This is a genomic window from Pseudomonas sp. BIGb0558 (genome assembly GCF_024807515.1).
Lineage (GTDB): Bacteria > Pseudomonadota > Gammaproteobacteria > Pseudomonadales > Pseudomonadaceae > Aquipseudomonas > Aquipseudomonas yamanorum_A.
In genome coordinates, this window is the sequence record NZ_JANUEW010000023.1 from 68,447 (window position 1) to 90,993 (window position 22,547).

Here is a 22,547-nt window from a genome sequence, read left to right on the forward strand (position 1 = left end):
GATCTGGCCAGCCTTTCAGGCCTGACGTTTGTGGCGAAACTGGTCAACCCGTTCGGCAAAGGCAGTAACGCTGCAACGCTCGGCCAGCGCCGCCAGCATCAGTTGCTGCCCGGTTTGCGGTGCCAGGCCGTGCAGCGGTGGGTCGGTGTCCAGGTTGGTGGGGAAGGAATAGCCGTCGGCGGTGCAGGCCACCACGGCAGCTACCTGTTCGGCGTTCAGTACCTGGTCGTTGACGCGCTCGAGCAGGCCTGGGTACAGCGCCAGCATCATGCGCTCGCGGTCCAGGCTCTCCATGGGTTTGCCGAAGGCTGAGGAAATCTGCAGCAGGTTGGCCATGCGTTGGTGGTCGGCGGTGCGGTTGGTGCCGGCGGCGTGGAACAACGCCGGGTTGAAGAACAGCAGGTCGCCTTTGTTCAGGGGCAACTGCACGGCGTGCGCCTGGAAGTACTCGATGAACTCGGGGCGACGCCAGGCCAGGTAGCCCAGCGGATACTGGTGAGAGAAGGGCAGCAACTGGGTCGGCCCGCTTTCCAGCGGCATGTCCGAATGGGCAACGGCGCCTTGCAGCGTCAGGTACTGGGACAGCACATGCAACGGCAGCGGGAAGCGCTCAATCATCTCCGTTACCTGGAAGCCCAGGTGATAATCGCGGTGTGGTTGCTGCGCCTGGCCGCCGGGGCGCACCACGTTGACCTGCGCCGTGACTTGGAAGTCCGGGCCCAGCCATGCCTCGGCGATCAGCCCCAGCAGCGGATTGGCGTAGTACTCGATGAATGAAGCCGGTGTATGCAGGGCGGCCTTTTGCAAGGCGTTCCAGATGCGTCCATTGCTGCCGGCCTTGGCAAAGTGGTCGGCCCCCGCGCCTTGGGCTGCCTCTTGGGCGAAGATAGCCTCGAACACCTGGCTGTGGCGATCCACCACGTCCAGGTCGGTGTAACCCTGGCGCACCACCATCACCCCGGGGCCTGCGCTGAACAGCTGGTGCAACTCGTTGAGCGCAGCACCGCGATCGGCGTCGCGCAGGGTCTGCGCGTGGTAAATCGGCACGTTGGCCTGCACCTCGGCGCACAGCGGGTAGTGCTCGGGCAGTGCCTGTTGTTCGCACAGGCGGCTGAAGTCCGGCAGGTGCACGGCATCGGCGCGCACAAAGGCAGAGGGACTGTTCATCAGGCACCCCCCGGCAAGGTCAGCGCAGCCTGGGGGCGCGGCGCGGTATCGTCACCGCAGCCGACCACGCCCTGTTCCAGATCCAGCACGGTGCCGGTCATCATCCCGGACTCGGCAGACAATAGGTACGCCACGCTGCGGGCCACTTCCTCGGGCTTGAGCAGGCGGCCAAAGGGCAGTGCCTGTTCGGCCTTTTCCAGCCAGCCGTCCTGGGCGCCGTGGTAGCGGCGCTGGATTTCGTCCTCGTGGGGCGTGTCCATCCAGCCGATGTTCAGGCCATTGACCCGGATGCGGTTGCGCAAGGCGCTGTACGCCACGTTCTTGGTCAGCACCGCCAGCGCGCCCTTGGAAATGGAGTAAGGGCACAGGTAGGCCGGGCCACCGTGGCCGACGATGCTCTGGATATTGACGATGGAGCCCGCCACGCCCCGGCTGATCATCAGCGTGATCGCCTCCTGGATGAGGAAGAAGGGCGCGCGCACGTTGACCGCGTACAGGCGATCGAACAGTTCGGGGGAGGTGTCGAGGATGGTGCCGCGGTCGGACATGCCGGCGCAGTTGACCAGCCCGTGCAGCGTGCCGAAGTGGGTGCGCGCCGCCTCGATGATGGCGCGGCAGTCCTCCACCCGTTCCAGGTCGGCCTGGACGAAGTGGGCCTGGCAATCGAGCGCGGCCAGCGCCTGCACCTGGGCCTGGCCTTCGGCCTGGCGACGGCCGCAGATGATCAAGCCGGCGGCGCCACGCTTGGCCAGGGTGTGCGCCACGGCAGCGCCCAGGCCTTGGGTGCTGCCGGTGACCACGAAATATTGGCCTTGGAAAGGGCGGTTGAGGTCAGCTTCTGGCATGGGGGTGTTCTCCTGGTTTTTGTTGTTGTGAGTGCAGTGGCTCGACGCCCGGCGAAACTGAGACTAGCATTGCGACAACCTCTCCAATGCCCAAAAAGACCTCAAGAAAACCTCACGTCATGAGCCTCCTCCAACGCGCCAGACACTTCTCCATCAAGCAACTGTCCGCCCAGGCCGGTGTCAGCAAGGCCACCGTCGACCGCGTGCTGCACCAGCGCGGCAGCGTGCATTACCAGACCCAGCGGCGCATCGAGCAGGCGCTGGGCGAACTGGAGGCACAGGAGCAGAGCGGCCTGGCCGTGGGCCGCACCTTCCATGTCGACGTGATCATGCACACTCCCCAGCGCTTCAGCGCCGCCGTGCAGGCGGCCATCACCCAGCAGTTGGGCAGCCTGGCGCCATTTCGCATCGCGCCGCGCTTCCACCTGTTCGAGGAAATCGAACCCCAAGCCATGCATGACCAATTGCTGCGCTGCCTGCACACCGGCAGCCAGGGCGTGGTGCTCAAGGCGGCCGACGAGCCTGCGGTGAACCAGGCGGTCAATCAGCTCATGGCTGCCGGTATTCCCGTGGTGACCTTGGTGACGGACCTGCCCCATAGCGAGCGCCTTGGCTACGTCGGCATGGACAACCGCATGGCGGGGCAGACGGCGGCCTATCTGCTGTCGCGCTGGTTGCCACGGCAGGCCCAGGAGGTGGCGGTGGTCATCGGCAGCGAACTGTTCCGCGGCGAGGAGGAACGCGAGATGGGCTTTCGCATGTGGCTGCGCGGGCATGCCACGCATGTGCGTGTGGTGGATGTCAGCGGTGGCTATGGGGTCTACGAGCGCACGCGCGAGAAGGTCAGTGCAGCACTCAAGCAACACCCCGCGCTGCGGGCGGTGTACAGCGTGGGTGGGGGAAATCAGGCGATCGTCGATGCGTTTGCCGAATCCGGCCGGCCGCTGGACGTGTTCATCGGCCATGACCTGGACGAGGAAAACCGCCAACTGCTGCAAGAGGAGAAAATGGCCGCGATCATCGACCACAACTTGCAGGTGGATGCGCGCCATGTGTTCCTGCACATTTTGCAGTACCACCGGGTATGGAAAACGGGGCCGATCGCACCCTCGCAGGTGCAGATCGTGACCCCGTTCAATATGCCTTACTGATGCGCCGACTTACTGCGGGCGCACGCCGTCATAGGCGTCCTGCAGTAGTTGGCGAATGGCCGTGGCCTCGATAGGGCGCGGGTTCCAGTAGGGGTTGGAGAGGGCGATGTCGGTGGCGCGGTCCAGGTCGGCCTCGGTCAGCCCCAGGTCTTTGAGGCGGGTAGGGGCGCCCAGCGAACTGGCCAAGTCGAACAGCGCCGCCGCCGGGCTGCTGTCCACCCCCAGTGCGCGGCTGATGCGCGACAGCGCCGGTGCCGCCGACTGGTTATAGGCGATGGCATGAGGCAGCACGATGGTGTGGGTCTGTGCATGGGGCAGGTTGAAGCTGCCGCCCAGGGTATGGCACAGCTTGTGGTGCAACGCCATGCCGACATTGCCCAGCACGGTGCCGCACAGCCAGGCGCCATACAGGCAATCGCCACGCGCGGCCAGGTCGGCCGGGTCTTTGTAAATGCTCTTCATCCCTTCGGCCAGGGCGCGGATGCCTTCCTCGGCCATCAGCGACATCACCGGATTGCCATCCTGGGCGTAGAGCCCTTCGGCGGCGTGGGCGATGGCGTTCATGCCGCTGGTGATGGACATGTCCACGGGCAGGCTGACCGTCAGCTCCGGGTCGTAGATCACGGTTTTGGGCAGCACGCGGGGGTCCTTGCCGGTGCGCTTGAGACCGTTTTCGGTGAGGCCGTATACCGGGGTCATTTCCGAGCCGGCATAGGTGGTGGGAATGGCCAATATCGGCAGCCCCGAGTCCATGGCGATGGCCTTGCCCAGGCCGGTGGTGGAGCCACCGCCAATGGCCACGGCGCAGTCGGCACCCAGCTTGCGCGCCACTTCCCGCGCCTCACGGGCGGTCTCGATAGGCACGTGCATCACCGCCTTGTCGAAGATGTCGGCGGCGCGCTCGCCTAGCAGCCGGGCAATGTGTTCGGCCTGGGCACGCTGTTCGGGGGTGCACAGCACCAGCGCGCGCTTGGCGCCCAGGCGATCGATCTCCGCCTCCAGCTGTTGCAGCGAACCCTGGCCGAAAATGACGCGCGACGGCTGGCCGTTATAGACGAATGGGGGCGTGGACATGGGGCAGGTCTCCTTGAGTAGAGGCAACAGGTGCCGGGGCCGGGCGCGCAGCGACAGGGGTCGGTTGATAGGCAACCAGCCCCCAGCGTTCGCCCGTCTTGAGCCAGACGCTCAGCGTGCGGTTGTGCAGGGTCTTGGCGACACCATGGGAGGTGATGTCGGCGCGCATTTCACCAAACGCCAGGGCGGTGTCGCCTGATCGACGCACCTCGTGCACCTGGTGATCGATGCGGTGATAGAGGTAAAGGCCCTGGCGGCATTTTTCCAGGTAACTGGCCAGGCTGTCCTTGACGCCATTGGAATGGACGTAGACAAGATCGTCATGGGCAAGGCGGGCAAATGCCTCCAGATCGCCCAAGCGCATGGCCTGGTAGCGCTGGTCTTCCAGGGCGGCGATAACGGTATGGTCGTCGTGCATGGGATCCTCGACGGGCAGGGCGGCGGTGATCAACCGAGCGGTTGTTTGGCCAGGACAAAATCGAACGTCAGGGTGTAGAACACCTCGTCACTGTGCCCGCCATCGGGCGTGGCGCCTGCCGGTTGGCATTGCCACTGGGTAATCAGGGATGGCCGCACGGCAAACAGGGCGTCGGAGTCGAGGTAGGGGTCGCCTTCGCGATACACATGGGTGGTCAGCGGCTGATGACCCGCGGCGCTCACCGAAAACGCCAGGTGGGCCGGGCGCCATGCATGACGGTTGAGCACCGCCAGCAGCTGCTTCACCGGGCCGTCATGACGCACCTGGTGGCTGCCGGGCAACGACGTGCTGAAGTGGTAGCGGCCCTGGTCATCGGCCTGCAACAGGGCCTCGACCCCGGCCACACGCAGGTGAAGCTGCGCATTGGGCACCGGCCCGCCTTTTTCGTCGCGCACCACGCCCTGTACGTAGCCCTTGGGCCCGCCAAGCTGTGGGTTGATGTCGGCGCCCAGGTCGCGCAGTTCGGCGTGCGGCCCGGGGGCGGTGTAAAAGGCCGTGGCCTGGGTGCAGACTGCCGGCTTGCGCTCGTTCTGTACCAGCACCAGGGTGGACAGGCCCAGCACGTTGGACAGCAGCGCGAATTCTTCACTGGCCGGTGCCACCTGGCCCACGTCGCCGAGGAAGGCCATGCCCTGGCGCCACTCACCCTCGGTAAGCTTGATGTCCCGGGCGAACGCGTGCAGATGCTGCACCAGACTGGTCATCACCTCGTACAATCGGGCATCGCTGGCACCGCGGTTATAGGCCAGCACTGCCTGGGTAATGGTCATTTCGTCCAAATTGCGCATGGTCACTCCTGAACGGTCGTGGCGATGGCGCCGCCATCATCTTCAGGGGCGACACACTTCTCAGCCTGTTGCGCCGCACGTTATAGTTCCGCAGGATGTAAGAAAAGGCCGCTTGCGGAATTCTTTATTTCACCTGTGAAAAAATAAAAAGGAAGCACACAGTGGATCGTCTTACCGAACTGGAGCTGTTCGTACTCACCGCGGAAGTGGGAACCCTGAGCAAGGCGGCGGAAATACTGGGCTTGTCCAACGCCGCGGCCAGTCGTCACCTGGTGGCGCTCGAGCAGCGCCTGAATACCCGCCTGATCGACCGCAACACCCGGCGCCTGGCGCTGACCAATTCCGGCCACCAGTTCTATGCCAGTTGCAAAAGCCTGCTGGGTGAGTTGAAGGAAGCCGAAGCGTCGCTCACTGAATCGCTGGTGCAGCCGGTGGGCACACTGACGATCACCTCATCCATCTCCTTTTGCATGTTGCACATCGCACCGCTGATCCCGGCGTTCCGCAAGCTTTACCCGCACATCACGGTGAAGCTGCTGGGGGAGAACCGCTACTTTGACATCATCGACAGCGAGATCGACCTGGCCATTCGCACCAAGGAATACGAGCCGGACTCCAACATCACCATTCGCCGCCTGGCCGAGACCCGTCGGGTACTGGCGGCGTCACCCGGCTATCTGCAGCGCATGGGTACACCCAAGAGCATCGAAGACCTGGCCGGCCACGACCTGCTGATCTACAGCCACGCCAACCAGCCGCGCACCATGCGCTTCACCCGTGGAAAGGAAGAGGCGGCGTTCAAGACCGAGCCGATTCTGGAAACCAACGACGGCCAGATCGTGCGCGCCGCGGCGCTGGCCGGGGGCGGCATATTGGTGCAGCCCAAGTACATCATCAACGCCGACCTGGTGGCGGGGCGGTTGATCCCGGTGCTGGACGATTGGGATTTGCCAAGGCTTACCATCAACATGGCGTTCCAGAGCCGGCGTTACATGCCGGCGAAGTTGCGGGTGTTCATCGAATTCCTGTTGGCCGATTTTAATAAACACGAATACGAGCGCTATTGGACTAGATAGACAGTTTTCCGCTTGGCGGAATTCAGATTTGAGTTTTCGCCGGGTATTCACCTGCACTTCACCCCCCTATGATCCGTGGCGCCAAGGCCGGGCAGGCCCTGGCTGCCGGGCCCGGCATTGTTTCGCCTGCACGTTGAACAACAAAACCAACAACAAGGAAACGTCACGCATGAAAAACTTTGCCAAGAGCACGGTTGCGGCCAGCCTTTGCCTGCTGATTTCCGGGCTGGCCTGTGCCGATAATCAACCATTCGCTGCCGACTCCCACTGGATGACCGGTGACTGGGGCGGGGCACGCAGCAACTGGCTGGAACAGGGAGTGGACGTCCAGCTCAATTACACCGGGGAGATGGCCGCCAACGCACACGGCGGTTACGACAAGGACCACACCGCACGCTGGACCGAGCAATACGCCGTGGGCCTCAAGACCGACCTGCAAAAGCTGCTGGGCTGGGACAATACCCGCTTCCAGTTGACCATCACCGAACGCGACGGCCGCAACCTCACCAATGACCGCGTGGCTGACCCCCGCGTCGGCGGGTATTCCTCGTCTCAGGAAGTGTACGGACGCGGCCAGACCTGGCGCCTGACCGAGATGTGGATGAGCAAGGCCTGGTTCGACGGGGCGCTGGACATCAAGGCCGGTCGCTTCGACGAAGGTTCGGACTTCAACACCTTCCCGTGCGACTTCCAGAGCACGCCATTTTGCGGCGCACAGGCGGCCAACTGGATCGGCGACATCTGGTACAACTGGCCGGTCAGCCAGTGGGCCATTCGGACCCGCTATCAGTTTGCCCCTGAGTGGTATGCGCAAATCGGTATGTTTGAGCAGAACCCGTCCAACCTGGAAGTGGGCAATGGCTTCAAGCTCAGTGGCAGCGGCACCCAAGGCGCGCTGATTCCGGTCGAGCTGGTGTGGAGCCCGAAATTCAACGGCCTGCCGGGCGAATACCGACTGGGTTATTACAAGAGCAGCGCCAACGCCAACGACGTGCTGGATGACCGCAATGGCAATCCGCAGCCGCTGACCGGGGATGCTTTCCAGGAGCACGGCAGCCGCCATGGCTACTGGCTGGTGGTGCAGCAGCAGTTGACTTCGCGTGACGGCGACAGCAGCCGCGGCCTGTCGGTGTTCGCCAACTTTACCCACCACGACAAGGCCACCAGCCAGGTCGACCACTTCATTCAGGCCGGCATCGTCTACAAGGGTCTGTTAGACAGCCGCCCCCTGGATGACCTGGGCATCGGTATCGCACAGGTACACACCAACGCCGATTACCGCGAGCGCGCACGCCTGCAGAACCAGGCCAACGGCGTCAGCGATTACGACGATCCGGGCTATATCCCGCTGCAGCACAACGAGACCAGCAGCGAGATCTACTACGGCGTGCACGTGACCAACTGGCTCACCGTACGGCCGAACCTGCAATACGTGAAAAACCCGGGGGGCGTGCGTGAGGTGGACGCCGCGCTGATTGCCGGCCTTAAGGTGCAAGCCCGGTTTTAGAGCGCTTGCGGTGCGATTCGCGCCGCCGGAGGAGGGCGGCGCAGTTTTCCACTAGATGGAAAACACATTTGCCATACCGGCATGTTTTTTCCAATTCAATCGCAGTACTCTTTGCCCCACTGAGCGTACACATAAATTCAATAAAGGTTGACCTCATGTCCAGTAACCAAACCGCCGCTGTTGGCGCGTCCGCGAAAATCCTCTGGCGCATCGCCGCCATCACTACCATGGGCTCGTTGGGGTTCGGTTACGACACCGGGGTCATCTCCGGCGCATTGCCATTCATGTCACTGGCCCCAAGCCAGGGCGGCCTGGGCCTGACGCCCGTGTCTGAAGGCCTGGTGGCCTCGGCCCTGATCTTCGGCGGCGCATTTGGCGCGCTGTTCGCCGGCCAACTGTCCGATCGTTATGGCCGCCTCGGCGTGCTCAAGGCCCTGGCCGTGCTGTTCGCCCTGGGCGCGCTGGGCACCGCCCTGTCGCCAACCCTGTGGACCATGGTCGCCACCCGTTTCGTGCTGGGCATCGCCGTGGGCGGCGCCTCATCGGCGGTGCCGGTCCTGATCGCCGAATTGGCGGCGCCCAAGCATCGCGGCCGACTGGTCTGCCAGAGCGAGTTGATGATCGTGTCCGGCCAGTGTCTGGCCTACATTGCCAGTGCCGGCCTGGTGCACCTGTTCGAAAGCCCGTTGGTGTGGCGCTATATGCTGGCCATCGCGCTGATTCCGGCGGCACTGCTCTATGTAGGCATGCACTTCGTACCGTCCTCGCCGCGTTGGCTGGTCAGCAAGGGCCGCATTGACGAGGCCAAGGCCACGCTGCTGGGCATCCGTGACACTCAGCGTGAGGTGGACCGCGAGCTCAAGGAAATCATCGCCCAATGTGAAGTGGAGCGCCGCCATGGTAGCGCCCTGTCCAAGCTCAACGAGCCCTGGTTGCTCAAGCTGCTGGGCATCGGCATCGCCCTGGGCTTCGTCATCCAGTTCACCGGCGTCAATGCCTTCATGTACTACACCCCCATGATCCTGAAGGAAACCGGCCTGGGCACCAGCGCGGCCCTGATTGCCACCATCGGCAACGGGGTGGTGGCCGTGGTCGCGACACTGATCGGCATGTGGTTGATCAATCGCATGGGCCGGCGCACGATTCTGCTCATGGGCCTGACCGTGGTGGTGCTGGCGCAGATTTTCCTCGGCGTGGTCATGAACTTCATGCCCCACTCGCCGCTGCAAAGCTACCTGGCCCTGGGCGGCGTGCTGGTGTTTCTGTTCTTCATGCAGATGTGCATCGGCCCCATCTACTGGCTGCTGATGTCCGAGCTGTTCCCCACCCACGTGCGGGGCCTGATGAATGGCATCAGCGTCGGCGTGTTCTGGATTTTCAACGCCATCGTCGCCTTTGCCTTCCCGGTGATGCTCAGCGTGATGGGTGGCATGACGTTCTTCCTGTTCGCTGTGATCAACATCGGTTCGATCGTGTTCTGCACCCTGTGGCTGCCGGAAACCAAGGGCATGACCCTGGAAGAGATCGAACAATTCATGCAACACCGCCTGGGCGGCAGCAAATGGCGTACTGCCCAAGCCAATGCCTGCTGATGACAGCCGCCGGCCTTCCACAATATTGATCAAGGACACCAAGCCATGACTGCGCACCTGAACACCGAGAGCCCGGTGGGGGGACTGTTCGAGGAAGAACGTTCCGCCGAGATCGTCAACGCCCGCATCACCGACGCCGCGAGCCCACGCCTGCGCGAAGTGATGTCGGTGCTGACCCGTCACCTGCACGCCGCCGTCAAGGAGATCGAGCCTACCCACGAAGAGTGGTTCACGGCCATCGAGTTCCTGACCAGGACCGGGCACATGTGCACCGACTGGCGCCAGGAATACATCCTGCTGTCTGACGTGCTGGGCGTGACCATGCTGGTGGACGCCATCAACCACCGTCGCCCCAGCGGCGCCACGCCCAACACTATCCTCGGCCCGTTCTACGTGGCCGACGCCCCGCGCTACGAGAACGGCGCCAATATTTGCCTGGACGGCAAGGGCGAGCCCACCCTGGTCAGCGGCCGCGTGCTGGACACCGACGGCAACCCCATTGTCGGCGCCACCCTGGACATCTGGCAGACCAACGACGATGGCTTCTACGACGTGCAGCAAAAAGGCCTGCAGCCCGAATACAACCTGCGCGGCCTGTTCACCACCGATGCCGACGGCTGCTACGCCTTCCGCACGGTCAAGCCACGCCACTACCCGATCCCGGCCGACGGCCCGGTGGGCAAGCTGCTGGGCCAGTTGGGGCGTCACCCTAACCGCGCCGCGCACTTGCATTTCATCGTCACCGCCCCCGGCTTTGACCAGGTCATTACCCACATCTTCACGCCCGACTGCCCGTACCTGCACGAGGACACGGTGTTTGGCGTGAAGAAAGAACTGATTGCCGAATTCACCACGCAGACCGACGCGGCCACCGCCCGGCGCTACGACCTGCAAGTGCCTTACCTGGCCGTGAACTGGGACTTTGTCCTGACCCCGGCCTGAATGACCGACCCGATCTTCAACGACAAACAAAAGTGATCGACATGCCCGATAAAAATGTTGAACTGCTTGCAGCCTACTGGACCCTGGCCGGTGACACCTACCCCGGCGCGGCCAGCGAGATCAGCCCGTTTTCCCTGCAGGCGCGGGCAGAGGCTGCGGCCAAGGCCGGCTGGCGCGGCATGGGCCTGGTGCACGCGGACCTGGTGCACAACGTCGCCAAGCTGGGTATTTCCACCGTGCGCAATATCCTCAAGGACAATGGCATCAAGCACGTGGAAGTCGAGTTCCTCACCGACTGGCACCTGGAAGGCGACCTGCTGGCCGCGTCCCACGTGATTCGCGACGAGCTGCTGGAAATCGCCGGTGAACTGGGCGCCCGCAGCCTGAAGGTGGCTGGCGGCCTGTTTGAAGAAGGCCCGCCGGACGTGGCGCGCATGCGTGATGCCTTCGCCATCCTGTGCGACCGCGCCGCGCCCTACGGCACCAACGTGGTGATTGAGTTCCTGCCGTTTTCCAGCGTCAACACCATCGACCGCGCCATCGCCGTCACCGACGGCGTGCGCCCCAACGGTGGTCTGCTGGTGGACACCTGGCACGTGGCTCGCGGCGGCATGAGCTTTGATGAAATCAGCAAGATCCCGCTTGAGCTGATCAAGTCCATCGAGCTGGACGACGCCAACCATGCAGTGGTCGAGTCGTTCTTCAACGACTCCACCCACCATCGCAAGCTGTGCGGCGAAGGGCAACTGGACGTGCCGGAGTTCATTCAGCAGGTGGTCAATGTCGGCTACCGCGGCCCGTGGGGCGTGGAACTGATCAGCGCCGAGCTGCGCAAGTTACCCCTGGACGTGGCGGCCAAGCGTGCCTTCGACACCACCATGGCCCAGTTCGAGAACATCCGTTTCTAAATGGCGACAACCTTTGCCACAACAACGAACAACAACATTTGCGGAGAGACAAAAATGGTAGGTATCGCAGTGCTTGGCGCCGGTCGCATCGGCAAAATCCACGCCGCCAACGTGGCAGCCAGCAAGTTCGCCACCCTGGTGGTAGTCGCCGACCCCTTTGCCGAAGCCGCCTCGCGCCTGGCCGACGAACTGGGCGCCGAATCCATGACCGACTGCGAGGCGGCCATTGACCGCCCCGACGTCGATGCCATTGTCATCGGCACCCCGACCCACACCCACATCAATCTGATGCTGCGCGCCGTGCGCCAGGGCAAGGCGGTGCTGTGTGAAAAACCCATCGACCTGGACATGGCCAAGAGCCTGGCAGCGGTGGAAGAAGTGGAGCGCCTGAATGGCCGCGTGATGCTGGCGTTCAACCGCCGCTTTGAAAGCACCTTCGCCGAAATGCGTGCGGCCATCGAAGCCGGCGACATCGGTGACGTGCGCCAGGTGATCATCACCAGCCGCGACCCGGGCCTGGCCCCGGAGGACTACATCCAACACTCGGGCGGCATTTTCCGCGATATGACCATTCACGACCTGGACATCGGTCGCTGGCTGCTGGGCGAGGAGCCGGTGGAAATCAACGCCATCGGCAGCCGCCTGATCGACCCGGCGATGATGGAAAAGTACGACGACTACGACACCGCGATGGTGCAGATGCAGACCGCTTCCGGCAAGCAGTGCCACATCAACAACTGCCGCAACGCGGTGTACGGCTACGACCAGCGCATTGAAGTGTTCGGCTCCAAAGGCATGTTGCAGATGGACAACCTGCGTCCCACCACCATTCGCCGCTGGAGCCAGGACGTCACCGACGCCCGCGAGCCTTTGCTGAACTTCTTCCTGGAACGCTACCAGCAAGCCTACAAGTCGGAACTGGATGCCTACATCGATGCCCTGGTAAACAAAAAGCCGCTGCCGACCACCGTGCAGGATGGCCTCAAGGCCCTGAAACTGGCCGATGCCGCCGTGGAGTCGGTGGCCACCGGCCGTACCATCAAGCTCTGAGTCGCCGCCCCAAGGAGAATCATCATGTCTTATCAACGTGAGCGCGGTACCCCCATTGGCGTCGCCTGCCTGGGTATTACCCACCCGCACACCTCGGGCCGGGTCAAGGCCTTCAAACGCCTGGCCAATGTGCAGTTCCAGGGTGCCTTCGATGACAGCCCGCTGCTGCAGCCGTTCTGCGACGCCATGGAGTTGCAACCGCGCAGCAAGGAAGAGATCCTCGCCGACCCGAACGTGCACGTGGTACTGGTGCACCCCAAGAGTTACCTGATGGCCGACTGGGCCATCGAAGCGCTGGAAGCCGGCAAGGCCGTGCTGTGCGAGAAGCCGGCAGGGCGTGGCACCCAGGACACCCAGCGCATCGTCGACGCGGTGGAACGCACCGGTGGCCTGTTCCAGGTCGGTTACTGCTGGCGCTACGCGCCGTCGGTGGAAAAAATGCAGCAGGTGCTGCAAAGCGGCGAGATCGGCAAGGTGCTGCAAGTACGTGCCCACGCCGGCTGCTCCCATGATGAGGCCGACACCAACCACATGAAACAGCCGGGCGACCGTGGCGGCGCGTTCTACGTGATTGGCTGCCACACCATCGACCGCATTCTGCTGCACTTCGGCAAGCCGAAGTCGGTGAACGCGCGCATCACCAAGTTCGCCGGGCAGATGAGCGATTCGGCCCGCGAGGACGCAGTGGGCGCGGTGCTCAACTACGACGACAAACTGGTGACCATCGACTTCATGTCCTGGGACCCGATGCCCTGGACCGAGAGCTGGGACATCACCGCCTACGGTACCCATGGCGTAATGCATTCAACGCCTATGCCGGCGTCGTACAAGCTGTACCACGATGGCAATAACGGCCACCAGCAGGGCTGGACGCACTGGAACGAGAACAGCTTTCCGGAGATCTGGGCGGTGCGCAAAACCGTCTACTCCCCGGAAATCGCCGAAATCGGCAACCCGGTGTACTTCGACCGCGAGGCCGCCGCATTCATGCACTCGCTGTACACCGGCGCGCCTTCCAACGTGCCGGCCACCCAGGCCCACGACATCAACGTGATCCTCGAAGCGCTGTTCGAGTCCGCTGATGCCAACGGCCAGGAAACAGTCCTGGCGTTCTAACCCGCACCACAGTCCCGGTACGCGAAACACCCCGTCGGCTCGACCGTTGTCGAGCCGGATGGGCCTTTGCGTCCCTGTTAAAACACAAAAACAACAAGGCAGAGGACATCATGCAGACGATTATCAAGATTGCCGCCGCACTCGCACTGGGCATCGCCCTGAGCGCCTGCGGCAAAAGCGAGACCAGCAGCAAGGGCACCATAGGCGTCGCCATGCCCTCCAAGACCGAGGCGCGCTGGGTGTCGGACGGTGCCAATATCGTCGACTCGCTGAAAAAAATGGGCTACGACACCGACCTGCAGTACGCCCAGTACGAGGCACCCACCCAGCTCTCGCAGATCGAGAACATGATGGTCAAAGGCATCAAGGGCCTGATCGTGGCGCCGATCGACGGCACCACCATGGCCGATGTGCTCAAACAGGCGAAAGAGAAGGGCATCAAGGTCATCTCCTATGACCGACTGATCCGCAATTCCAAGGACTTCGATTACTACGTCACCTTCGACAACTACCGCACCGGCGTACTGCAGGGCCAGTCCATCGTCGATGCGCTGGACCTCAAGGATGGCAAGGGCCCGTTCAACCTGGAGATCTTCGCCGGCTCCACCGATGACAACAATGCCCATGTGGTGTACTCGGGCGTGATGTCGCAGATCAAGCCTTACATTGACAACGGCAAGCTGGTGGTGCGCAGCGGCCAGGTGGCCATGGACAAGGTTGCCACCCCGAACTGGGACGGCGCCCAGGCCCAGGCGCGCATGGACAACCTGCTCAGCGCGTTCTACAGCACCACCCACCTGGACGCTGTGTTGGCCATGAATGACCAGATTGCCAACGGCGTGGTGTCGTCGCTCAAGGGCGTGGGGTATGGCAGCGGCAAGTCGGCGATGCCGATCGTGACCGGCCAGGACGCAGAGGTCTCCAGCGTCAAGTCGATTATCCGCGGTGACCAGTCGTCCACCATCTTCAAGGACACCCGTGCGCTGGCCGGTGCGGCCGCCCAGATGATGGACGCCGAACTGACCGGCAAGGCAGTCAGCGTCAACGACACCACGTCCTACGATAACGGTTCGATGGTGGTGCCTACCCAACTGCTCACCCCGCAGCTGGTCGACGGCAAGAACTGGCAGAAAGTGCTGGTCGATGACACCAAGTTCTACACCCAGGCGCAGTTGCAACAATAGCCGACGCGGCGTGGCCGCCGCCCCGGTGGCGGCCCCTTGCACGGGAGAGAAAAAATGACAAAAACGATTCTCGACATGCGCGACATCCGCAAGGCGTTTGGCCCGGTCAAGGCGCTGAGCGGCGTCAACCTCAAGGTGGGCGATGGTGAGATTCATGCCATCTGCGGTGAAAACGGTGCGGGCAAGTCGACGCTGATGAAGATCCTCAGCGGCGTCTACCCCCATGGCAGCTTCGAGGGCGAGATCCAGTTCGACGGCGCGCCGCGCACCTTCCATAACCTGCGTGACAGCGAGGCGCTGGGCATCTGCATCATTCACCAGGAACTGGCACTCGTGCCGATGCTGTCGATCACCGAAAACCTTTTCCTGGGCAACGAGATCGCCCGCCACGGGGTGATCGACTGGGATCAGGCGCACTTGCGTGCCCGTGAACTGCTGGCCCGCGTCGGCCTCGATGCCCGCCCGCAGACGCTGGTGGGCAACCTGGGTGTTGGCCAGCAGCAGATGGTCGAGATCGCCAAGGCGCTGGCCAAGGACGTGCGCCTGCTGATTCTCGACGAGCCCACCGCCAGCCTCAACGAAAGGGACAGCGACACCCTGCTCAAGCTGATGCTGGAGCTCAAGGGGCGGGGCATTACCTCGATCATCATCTCCCATAAGCTCAACGAAATTGGCCGGGTGGCCGATGAGATCACGGTAATTCGCGACGGCAGCACGGTTGACGTCATCGACTGCCGCGCCGACGGCATTGATGAGGGCCGGGTTGTGCGTTCCATGGTCGGCCGCGAGCTGTCCGACCGTTACCCCGCGCGGGTGCCCAACATTGGCGAGACCTTGTTCGAGGTGCGCGACTGGTCGGTGGGTGACCCCGAGCGGCCGGACCGCGACCGGGTGCGCAACCTCAACTTTCACGTGCGCCGCGGTGAAGTGGTGGGCATCGCCGGGTTGATGGGCGCCGGCCGTACCGAGTTCGCCATGAGCATGTTTGGCCGTTCCTACGGCGTCAATGTGCGCGGCACCGCGCACCTGGAAGGCCAGGTCGTGGACCTGGGTACCGTGCGCAAGGCGATCAAGCAGGGCCTGGCCTATGCCACCGAAGACCGCAAGGGCGCCGGCCTGGTGCTGGGTGACAGCATTACCCACAACACCTCCATGGCCAACCTGGGCGCGGTGTCCAAACGCTGGGTGATGAACGAGCTGGGCGAGACCGCCGTGGCCGACGGCTTCCGCGCGCGGCTGCGCATTCGCAGCCCGGACGTGACCCAGTCGGTGGAGAAGCTCTCGGGTGGCAACCAGCAGAAAGTCGTGCTGGGCAAATGGCTGTTCTCCAACCCCAAGGTGCTGATCCTCGACGAACCCACTCGCGGTATCGACGTGGGCGCCAAGTACGAGATCTACGGCGTGGTCAACCAGGTGGTCAGCGAAGGGCGCGGGGTGGTCATGATCTCCTCGGAAATGCCCGAGCTGCTGGGTACCTGTGACCGCATCTATGTGATGAACGAAGGCCGCTTCGTGGGCGAGTTTGCTATCGCCGAGGCGTCCCAGGAAAAAATCATGCACGCAATCATGAAAAATGAGGTGATCCAATGAGCGAAGCCAGCCTGCCTCTCTCTTCCAAACCCGGCCACCTGACGTTATTCAAGCGCGGTGCGCGCGAATACGGCCTGCTGGTGTCGCTGATCGTCATCATGGTGTTTTTCCAGGTGGCCACCGGCGGGGCGCTGATGCAACCGCTCAACCTCACCAACCTGCTGCTGCAGAACAGTTACATCGTGGTGATGGCCCTGGGCATGTTGATGGTCATTGTCTGCGGCCATATCGACCTGTCGGTCGGTTCGGTGGTGGGCGTGGTCGGCTCGATCGCCGCGGTGCTGATGGTGCAGTACCGTCTGGACTTCTTCACCGTGACCCTGATCTGCCTGCTGGCGGGTGCCTTGATCGGCGCGGCTCAGGGCTATTGGGTGGCGGTGTGGGGCATGCCGTCGTTCATCGTGACCCTGGCCGGCATGCTGATTTTCCGCGGCGCCACCATTGCTATCTCCCAAGGGCAGTCCATTGGACCGTTCCCGCCGGCGTTCTCGGCCATCAGCTCCGGTTTTGTGCCTGACCTGTTCAGCAACGAACACCTGCGCATCACATCGCTGTTGTTGGGCATCGCCGTCGCTATAGCCTTCTGGGTGATTGAATACCGCAGCCGCCTGCGCACCCTGAAAAGCGGTGGCAGCGTCGTGCCCATGGTGGTGTTCGCCCTGAAAAACGGCGTGGTCACCGCGCTGATCGTGTACTTCTGCTACCTGCTGTCCACCTACCGTGGCATCCCCACAGTGCTGGTGATCATGAGCATTTTGATCGGGGTATACACGTTCATCATGAACCGCACGGTGATCGGCCGTTGGGTATACGCGGTGGGCGGCAACCTCAAGGCTGCGCGGCTGTCGGGCATCAATACGGCGCGAGTGACCTTCTTTGCCTTCGTCAACATGGGTGTGCTGGCGGCGGTGGCCGGGCTGATCTTCGTGGCCCGCCTGAACAGTGCCACCCCGCGAGGCGGCACCGGTTTCGAGCTGGACGTGATCGCCGCGGTGTTCATCGGCGGAGCGTCAGCCTCCGGTGGCGTCGGCAAAGTGGTGGGCGTGGTGATCGGTGCATTCATCATGGGCGTGCTGAACAACGGCATGTCCATCATGGGGATCGGCATCGACTACCAGCAGATGATCAAGGGGGCGGTGCTGTTGGCGGCCGTGTTCGTGGATGTTTATCAAAAGACCAGAGGTTGATATGTCGCCCAAGGAAGACAACGGCAGGGGACAACGATGATCAAGCACATTGTGATGTGGAACCTGGCCGGCGACACGCCGGAGCGCAACCAACAGGCGTGTCTGTTTCTCAAGGAGCAATTCGAAGGGCTGGCAGGGCGGATACCCGGGTTGTTGAAAATCGAGGTGGGGGTGGATTTCAGTCGCATCGACTATGCCTGTGATGTTGTGTTGTACAGCGAGTTCGACTCGCAGGAGGCCTTGGCAGCCTATGCAACGCACCCGGAGCATTTGCGGGTGAAGCGGGAGTTGGGGGACTGTCGGATTGCGCGGCATCAAGTCGATTACGTCGCCACCGTGTAGCTAAGTCCGCTAGGTTGGGGCGATTAGCGCCGCTAGAGGTACCCTGAGCCGATGTGGGGAAATCTCAGCTTGGCGGCGCACATTTTAAAAGGCGCCAGAATAGGTCACTCAGAGCGGCGTATTGAGAAAATTCCGCGTTTGGGGGGGGCAAAAACATTTTTCCTGGGATCTAGGACGGTAGTTTCAGCCTAAAAAACTAATCGTGCCCCCATTCGCACCGGGTGTGTGAGCGCTCGCGAATAGCGATTTCTCACGGACTACAGCAGGGCGGTGGATGGTATTCAGTGCACCTCAGTATGCTGGATCAGAAACCGGTACCGGGATCAACCACCTGCGATCCTGCCGGCTTTAGTTTCCGTAAAAGCAGTACCAAGACGCGTATCAGAAGAAATGGTGATCATCTCGCTGCCTGTGGGCGATAGCTCACCTCGGGTATCGCAGCCTGCCAGGATGCCGATACCTAGAAGTCCCATACCTGAAATCACCTTACGGCGAGTCAACAAAACGCTCATTGATTCAAGCCTCTTTATACGGAAACCATAAATTGGATTAGCTCATCTTTTAAATTATTACTTCATGCATTGATCATGTGCTTATCGATAGATACATCGGTTCAAGGCCGAGCTGATCACTAGTGCGATTGAAATGAGGGTTTTGTCTCTCATACTTTTAACGGCGCCTCAACAACCGTAAACGTGGGTCGTCTAACTAAGTACTCGCGCAAAGAAGATGTAAGTTCCCCAATCACCTTACTAGAATGACTGCTGGAAATCAGCCCGAACTACCAAGTTCTTTAGCCTCGTAATGGCGTTAAGTCTTACTAGCAAGGTGCCTGGGGTAACTAGTCAGAGAGTCTGTAGGTAGATAAATCAGGACTACGCGTTTACGCCCCCGTCCACGCTTAACCCGGTGCCGGTGATGTGTTTAGCGCTTGGGCTTGCGATGAACGCGACCGCCACTGCGACATCCTTCCCAGTACCGTATCGGCCTAATGCTGAATGAGCCCTCATCGCATCGGCACCATCACCATCGGCTGGGTTCATATCAGTGTCCGTAGGTCCAGGATGCACAGTATTAACGGTGATGCCACGCGGTCCTAGCTCACGAGCAAGTCCTCGTGTAAAGGAAAGTAGGGAGGACTTGGACATGGAATAGACTGTGACCGATTCAAAGGCCACACGCTCCGCCAGACAGGAACCGATATTGATGATTCTTCCGCCCTCTCCAAGATAGGTAATGGCTGCTTGAGAAGCCAAGATCACTGCTCTAATGTTTACGGCGATGATCTGGTCTATCTGATCCAGCGGCATTGTCTCTAGCGGGCAAATAAAAGCGACCCCCGCATTGTTTACTAGTATGTCCAACCCTCCTAAAAGCCTAGCTGCCTCATGTACAGAACGCGTAGCTGCTTGGGGATCCGCACTATCGGCCTGGATAGGGAAGGCTTTAACACCCAATCCCTCAATTTCTCTGGCCAGTTCCTCCGCCGCATCCCCAGAGCGAACATAGCTGAAAGCAATATCAGCTCCTTTTTTTGCCAACTCGATAGCGATAGCTGCGCCAATACCACGTGCAGCGCCAGTGATGAATGCACGTTTGCCTGAAAGTTCTTTCATAACTGTCCCATTAGTAGATTTGAGATTTACCGCGACCATTCGGGGTCACTAAACCCAGAAGCTGAAGCTTAAGCGTCACTAGCGCTTTGCAAAACGACTTAGTCCCCTCGATTTACGCCATACGGTTTAGTCGAACTTGTTTCTCCTTCCGAAATTAGAATCTACTGATGAGGCGGCTTTAAGAGGAATAGACTTTCGGTACAGCGCTCAAATACGCCGTTGCAAAGGGGATTGCGCCGAGCGCAATGAACCCTGAGCGTGCAGTTAAGACACTTCAGCCTCAACCGCAACCTCATAAGCGCTAACACCCTGATGTGCGGCCAGCCGTCTGATGCTTTGAGGAGGGTGCCCGATAACTCTGATGAAGGCTCTGCGCATCCGCTCCGGATCCTTGAAGCCAACCGAGTGTGCTATCAGTTCGATCGGTTCCGCCCCACGTTCAACGCGCAGCCTCGCGACCTCGACACGCAAACGCTCCACAGCTTTAGCGGGTGTTTCCCCCGTTTCCAGCAGAAAGGCTCGACCAAATTGGCGCAAGCTGAGGCAAGCAATTGATGCCAGATGCTCTGTTGATAGCTGTTCGTTTAGATGCTCTCGCATGTAGGAAAGCACCTCCCTCATGCGATCCGTCGTCGGCTCCATATCGGCCATGGCCGAAAATTGTGACTGCCCTCCTGGCCGACGGTGGTACACGACCATGGCGCGGGCGACCTCATGGGAAACAGCATTTCCCAGATCCTCCTCAATCATGGCCAGCGCCAGATCGATTCCCGCAGAGATGCCAGCAGACGTCCAGATGCCACCATCCTTCGTAAATATATGATTGGGCTGTACCCGCACCTTCGGAAAATTGCGTTGCAGTCGCGCGGTCTGCCTCCAGTGTGTAGTAGCCCTGCGACCGTCTAACAGGCCCGCCGAGGCCAATAGAAAAGCCCCGGTGCAAACACTCGCAACTCGCCTGGTACCTTTCGCGGCCGCATTAGCGAGGTGGTCCGACACCATGGGAAGGTCATAGGGTTTGGAAAAAGCCTTACCGCCAACCACTATCAACGTATCGTACGGGCTTGATCTGATCTTCTGACTCCTTACTTCCAGACCAGACGAACTCATAACGGGACCGCCCGACAACGAGACTACCGAACAGCAGTAGGGATCTGATACCCCGATCTCTTTAGCGATTTCAAAGGCGGCCAGCGGACCACTAAGGTCCAGAATCTGAAACTCGGGAAAGACCAGGAAAGCGATGTCACGCATGGAATTACCTTCTCCAAAAATCATTGATCCTGTTCACAATTACTATTCCCTGCCAGCCTCCTGTTGGCGATTTTCGTACTGCTTGCCTCGGATGATCCTCTAAAAGTCGTATGGCGAAAAGAGCAAAAAACCCTCAAAAAACGTCATCCTAATTTTTCGCCTTGTAGTCCCGCTTCGCTATTTGCGTTCCTGTCTGTGACATCCGCTGGCCAATGCAGCATGACGGCCAAAAAGGAGGGAAGTAAGTCCTTTCTCCCGCCATAAGTGACATAGAGAATGCTCCCGTTTCTCAACGGGAGAGTCGTCATGGCTGTAAGGGCTGTCACCTCAAATCTTCTTGGCTGGAGGCGGGTGCAATGAGTACATCAAAGTCGTCGGAAGACATTCCAGCGCCAGAAAAATCGTCAAGTCGCTCGAATGTGGCTGTGTTGGCCATAGCCCAAGGATTATTCACGGCGGCCATCGCGATCGATCTCACATTGACCGGTTTGACGGGATATCAGCTTGCCCCTGATAAATCGCTCGCGACTCTGCCTTTTGCACTGATCACCGTAGCAGGCGCCATTGCGACATATTTCGCTTCTACTCTGATGCAGAAGATCGGAAGACGGCGTGGATTTGTGCTAGGTGCCTTCACCTGCGCAATAGGCGGATCGATTTCCGTATGGGCGGTCTTCCTGAACTCTTTCTGGCTATTCTGCATCGGGACAGCGGCCGTCGGTATCTTTCAAGCTTTCGCCCAGTATTACCGTTTGGCGGCGACAGATTCGGAACCTGACGACCGCAAAGCACGCGCAATCTCGTTGGTGCTTGCGGGCGGAGTGATCGCCGCTATTCTTGGGCCTTTGTTAGCGAGTTGGAGCACGCATTTATTCGCTACCCTATTCGCCGGTTCTTATTTGATGGTATGCCTGCTCGGCATTGCCTCGGCAGCATTACTTTGGTTAGGCTATGAAGATTCACTTCCAGAATCATTGGAGCTGCATGGCCACGAACAGCCGCCACGCAAGTTACTTACAATATTTCGACAGCCAGTTTCACTAGCGGCACTCGCGAATAACGTCATAGGCGGCGTGGTGATGATGTTCATCATGACTGCAACACCGCTGGCGGCTGTCGCCAGCAATCACTCAATAAATGATGGCGCCAGCATTATTCAATGGCATTTAGTAGGTATGTACGCGCCGTCACTATTTGCTGGACGCCTGATTTCCCGATTCGGATTGCCTTCGATGTTGTTCTTGGGAATTGCACTTAGTGCAGCTTGCGGATTGATTGCACATTGTTCGGACAGCTTGGCGGCATTCTATATTGCACTTCTTTTTTTAGGCGTGGGATGGAATTTTATGTTTGTGGGCGGCACAGTCTTACTGACTGCTTCGCATCATCCCTCCGAGAAGGCTAGGGTGCAGGGAGTGGCAGAGTTTATTCGATACACGTTCACTGCATTTGCAACTTTGGCCGCCGGCCCTCTATTGCAATCACTTGGCTGGAAGGGTATGAACAATATGATTTTCCCACTATTAGCGGTATGCGCTGTTATTACCTTGTGGTGGGTCTGTATCGAACGCAGAATAAAAAACGCAACCAGTGAACACGTCTCGGGCAGCGAAAACCGATCGGCGACATAATTATCCGATCGTGCCGCACACCTTTTAAAATCGGTATCGCTGGAGATCC

At 60.7% G+C, this 22,547-nt stretch carries 20 protein-coding genes and 1 pseudogene; 13 read left to right on the plus strand and 8 right to left on the minus strand.

Features of this window, described 5'->3' with window-relative positions; all coding sequences use genetic code 11:
- Window positions 1-15: 15 nt before the first annotated feature.
- Window positions 16-1,167, minus strand: a complete 1,152-nt coding sequence (locus M2400_RS23325; RefSeq protein WP_259197554.1) for a phytanoyl-CoA dioxygenase family protein — start codon at window positions 1,165-1,167, stop codon at window positions 16-18.
- Window positions 1,167-2,012 (minus strand): SDR family oxidoreductase, encoded by an 846-nt coding sequence (locus M2400_RS23330; RefSeq protein WP_242200192.1) that lies wholly within the window; start codon window positions 2,010-2,012, stop codon window positions 1,167-1,169. Before M2400_RS23330 ends, M2400_RS23325 begins: the two co-directional genes overlap by 1 nt.
- A 119-nt stretch (window positions 2,013-2,131) precedes the next feature.
- Here M2400_RS23330 and M2400_RS23335 point away from each other — a divergent pair, with 119 nt between their 5' ends.
- Window positions 2,132-3,163 (plus strand): LacI family DNA-binding transcriptional regulator, encoded by a 1,032-nt coding sequence (locus M2400_RS23335; RefSeq protein ID WP_242200190.1) that lies wholly within the window; start codon window positions 2,132-2,134, stop codon window positions 3,161-3,163.
- A 9-nt stretch (window positions 3,164-3,172) separates the two neighbouring features.
- Here M2400_RS23335 and M2400_RS23340 read toward each other — a convergent pair whose 3' ends face one another.
- The 3 genes from M2400_RS23340 to M2400_RS23350 are packed head-to-tail and all read right to left on the minus strand — an operon-like array spanning window position 3,173 to window position 5,503.
- Window positions 3,173-4,237: a maleylacetate reductase gene (locus tag M2400_RS23340; protein WP_103695848.1), complete on the minus strand. Its 1,065-nt coding sequence runs from the start codon at window positions 4,235-4,237 to the stop codon at window positions 3,173-3,175.
- Complete coding sequence (locus M2400_RS23345; protein WP_126589297.1) at window positions 4,212-4,655, minus strand: nuclear transport factor 2 family protein; 444 nt, start codon at window positions 4,653-4,655, stop codon at window positions 4,212-4,214. The genes M2400_RS23340 and M2400_RS23345 overlap by 26 nt, the downstream gene beginning before the upstream one ends.
- Before the next feature lie 29 nt (window positions 4,656-4,684).
- A complete protein-coding gene (locus tag M2400_RS23350) occupies window positions 4,685-5,503 on the minus strand; it encodes a dioxygenase (protein WP_126589298.1) in 819 nt (272 codons plus the stop codon).
- 161 nt (window positions 5,504-5,664) lie between these two features.
- Here M2400_RS23350 and M2400_RS23355 point away from each other — a divergent pair, with 161 nt between their 5' ends.
- From M2400_RS23355 to M2400_RS23405, 11 genes are all read left to right on the plus strand, one after another.
- Window positions 5,665-6,579, plus strand: a complete 915-nt coding sequence (locus tag M2400_RS23355; RefSeq protein ID WP_126589299.1) for a LysR family transcriptional regulator — start codon at window positions 5,665-5,667, stop codon at window positions 6,577-6,579.
- A gap of 169 nt (window positions 6,580-6,748) precedes the next feature.
- Window positions 6,749-8,086 (plus strand): carbohydrate porin, encoded by a 1,338-nt coding sequence (locus M2400_RS23360; protein ID WP_259197553.1) that lies wholly within the window; start codon window positions 6,749-6,751, stop codon window positions 8,084-8,086.
- 155 nt (window positions 8,087-8,241) lie between these two features.
- On the plus strand, window positions 8,242-9,678 hold the full coding sequence (locus M2400_RS23365) for a sugar porter family MFS transporter (RefSeq protein ID WP_096116137.1): 1,437 nt from the start codon (window positions 8,242-8,244) through the stop codon (window positions 9,676-9,678).
- A 45-nt stretch (window positions 9,679-9,723) separates the two neighbouring features.
- The gene (locus tag M2400_RS23370) at window positions 9,724-10,620 is read left to right on the plus strand and encodes an intradiol ring-cleavage dioxygenase (protein WP_126589302.1); all 897 of its coding nucleotides are present in this window, start codon (window positions 9,724-9,726) and stop codon (window positions 10,618-10,620) included.
- A 41-nt stretch (window positions 10,621-10,661) separates the two neighbouring features.
- On the plus strand, window positions 10,662-11,528 hold the full coding sequence (locus M2400_RS23375; RefSeq protein ID WP_126589303.1) for a sugar phosphate isomerase/epimerase: 867 nt from the start codon (window positions 10,662-10,664) through the stop codon (window positions 11,526-11,528).
- Window positions 11,529-11,582: 54 nt separating this feature from the next.
- Entirely contained in the window at window positions 11,583-12,578 is a 996-nt protein-coding gene (gene iolG / locus M2400_RS23380; protein ID WP_126589304.1) for an inositol 2-dehydrogenase, read from the plus strand.
- 24 nt (window positions 12,579-12,602) lie between these two features.
- The gene (locus M2400_RS23385; RefSeq protein WP_177130863.1) at window positions 12,603-13,694 is read left to right on the plus strand and encodes a Gfo/Idh/MocA family protein; all 1,092 of its coding nucleotides are present in this window, start codon (window positions 12,603-12,605) and stop codon (window positions 13,692-13,694) included.
- A gap of 110 nt (window positions 13,695-13,804) precedes the next feature.
- Window positions 13,805-14,878, plus strand: a complete 1,074-nt coding sequence (gene chvE / locus M2400_RS23390; RefSeq protein WP_126589305.1) for a multiple monosaccharide ABC transporter substrate-binding protein — start codon at window positions 13,805-13,807, stop codon at window positions 14,876-14,878.
- 54 nt (window positions 14,879-14,932) lie between these two features.
- Window positions 14,933-16,468, plus strand: coding sequence for a multiple monosaccharide ABC transporter ATP-binding protein (gene mmsA / locus M2400_RS23395; protein ID WP_177130862.1), 1,536 nt, complete (start codon window positions 14,933-14,935; stop codon window positions 16,466-16,468).
- Window positions 16,465-17,655: a multiple monosaccharide ABC transporter permease gene (mmsB, locus tag M2400_RS23400; protein WP_177130861.1), complete on the plus strand. Its 1,191-nt coding sequence runs from the start codon at window positions 16,465-16,467 to the stop codon at window positions 17,653-17,655. Before mmsA ends, mmsB begins: the two co-directional genes overlap by 4 nt.
- Window positions 17,656-17,691: 36 nt before the next feature.
- Window positions 17,692-17,997, plus strand: a complete 306-nt coding sequence (locus tag M2400_RS23405) for a Dabb family protein (protein ID WP_103695839.1) — start codon at window positions 17,692-17,694, stop codon at window positions 17,995-17,997.
- Between the two features lie 416 nt (window positions 17,998-18,413).
- Here M2400_RS23405 and M2400_RS33425 read toward each other — a convergent pair.
- The 3 genes and pseudogenes from M2400_RS33425 to M2400_RS23420 all read right to left on the minus strand — a co-directional run.
- A pseudogene (locus M2400_RS33425) lies at window positions 18,414-18,509 on the minus strand (SCO family protein); the annotation flags it as partial.
- Window positions 18,510-18,872: 363 nt separating this feature from the next.
- Window positions 18,873-19,613, minus strand: a complete 741-nt coding sequence (locus M2400_RS23415; protein WP_177130860.1) for an SDR family oxidoreductase — start codon at window positions 19,611-19,613, stop codon at window positions 18,873-18,875.
- A gap of 264 nt (window positions 19,614-19,877) precedes the next feature.
- Complete coding sequence (locus M2400_RS23420) at window positions 19,878-20,867, minus strand: GlxA family transcriptional regulator (RefSeq protein WP_177130859.1); 990 nt, start codon at window positions 20,865-20,867, stop codon at window positions 19,878-19,880.
- A gap of 356 nt (window positions 20,868-21,223) precedes the next feature.
- Between M2400_RS23420 and M2400_RS23425 the strand changes: the two genes are divergently transcribed.
- A complete protein-coding gene (locus tag M2400_RS23425; RefSeq protein ID WP_259197552.1) occupies window positions 21,224-22,498 on the plus strand; it encodes an MFS transporter in 1,275 nt (424 codons plus the stop codon).
- Window positions 22,499-22,547 lie beyond the last annotated feature (49 nt).

Coding starts and splice junctions, on each gene's coding strand:
- M2400_RS23385 (WP_177130863.1), top strand. CDS start 12,603: ATGTCTTATCAACGTGAGCGCGGTACCCCCATTGGCGTCGCCTGCCTG.
- M2400_RS23420 (WP_177130859.1), bottom strand. CDS start 20,867: ATGCGTGACATCGCTTTCCTGGTCTTTCCCGAGTTTCAGATTCTGGAC.
- M2400_RS23345 (WP_126589297.1), bottom strand. CDS start 4,655: ATGCACGACGACCATACCGTTATCGCCGCCCTGGAAGACCAGCGCTAC.
- M2400_RS23360 (WP_259197553.1), top strand. CDS start 6,749: ATGAAAAACTTTGCCAAGAGCACGGTTGCGGCCAGCCTTTGCCTGCTG.
- iolG (WP_126589304.1), top strand. CDS start 11,583: ATGGTAGGTATCGCAGTGCTTGGCGCCGGTCGCATCGGCAAAATCCAC.
- M2400_RS23375 (WP_126589303.1), top strand. CDS start 10,662: ATGCCCGATAAAAATGTTGAACTGCTTGCAGCCTACTGGACCCTGGCC.
- mmsA (WP_177130862.1), top strand. CDS start 14,933: ATGACAAAAACGATTCTCGACATGCGCGACATCCGCAAGGCGTTTGGC.
- M2400_RS23325 (WP_259197554.1), bottom strand. CDS start 1,167: ATGAACAGTCCCTCTGCCTTTGTGCGCGCCGATGCCGTGCACCTGCCG.
- M2400_RS23340 (WP_103695848.1), bottom strand. CDS start 4,237: ATGTCCACGCCCCCATTCGTCTATAACGGCCAGCCGTCGCGCGTCATT.
- M2400_RS23370 (WP_126589302.1), top strand. CDS start 9,724: ATGACTGCGCACCTGAACACCGAGAGCCCGGTGGGGGGACTGTTCGAG.
- mmsB (WP_177130861.1), top strand. CDS start 16,465: ATGAGCGAAGCCAGCCTGCCTCTCTCTTCCAAACCCGGCCACCTGACG.
- M2400_RS23350 (WP_126589298.1), bottom strand. CDS start 5,503: ATGCGCAATTTGGACGAAATGACCATTACCCAGGCAGTGCTGGCCTAT.
- M2400_RS23335 (WP_242200190.1), top strand. CDS start 2,132: ATGAGCCTCCTCCAACGCGCCAGACACTTCTCCATCAAGCAACTGTCC.
- M2400_RS23405 (WP_103695839.1), top strand. CDS start 17,692: ATGATCAAGCACATTGTGATGTGGAACCTGGCCGGCGACACGCCGGAG.
- M2400_RS23415 (WP_177130860.1), bottom strand. CDS start 19,613: ATGAAAGAACTTTCAGGCAAACGTGCATTCATCACTGGCGCTGCACGT.
- M2400_RS23330 (WP_242200192.1), bottom strand. CDS start 2,012: ATGCCAGAAGCTGACCTCAACCGCCCTTTCCAAGGCCAATATTTCGTG.
- M2400_RS23365 (WP_096116137.1), top strand. CDS start 8,242: ATGTCCAGTAACCAAACCGCCGCTGTTGGCGCGTCCGCGAAAATCCTC.
- M2400_RS23425 (WP_259197552.1), top strand. CDS start 21,224: ATGAGTACATCAAAGTCGTCGGAAGACATTCCAGCGCCAGAAAAATCG.
- chvE (WP_126589305.1), top strand. CDS start 13,805: ATGCAGACGATTATCAAGATTGCCGCCGCACTCGCACTGGGCATCGCC.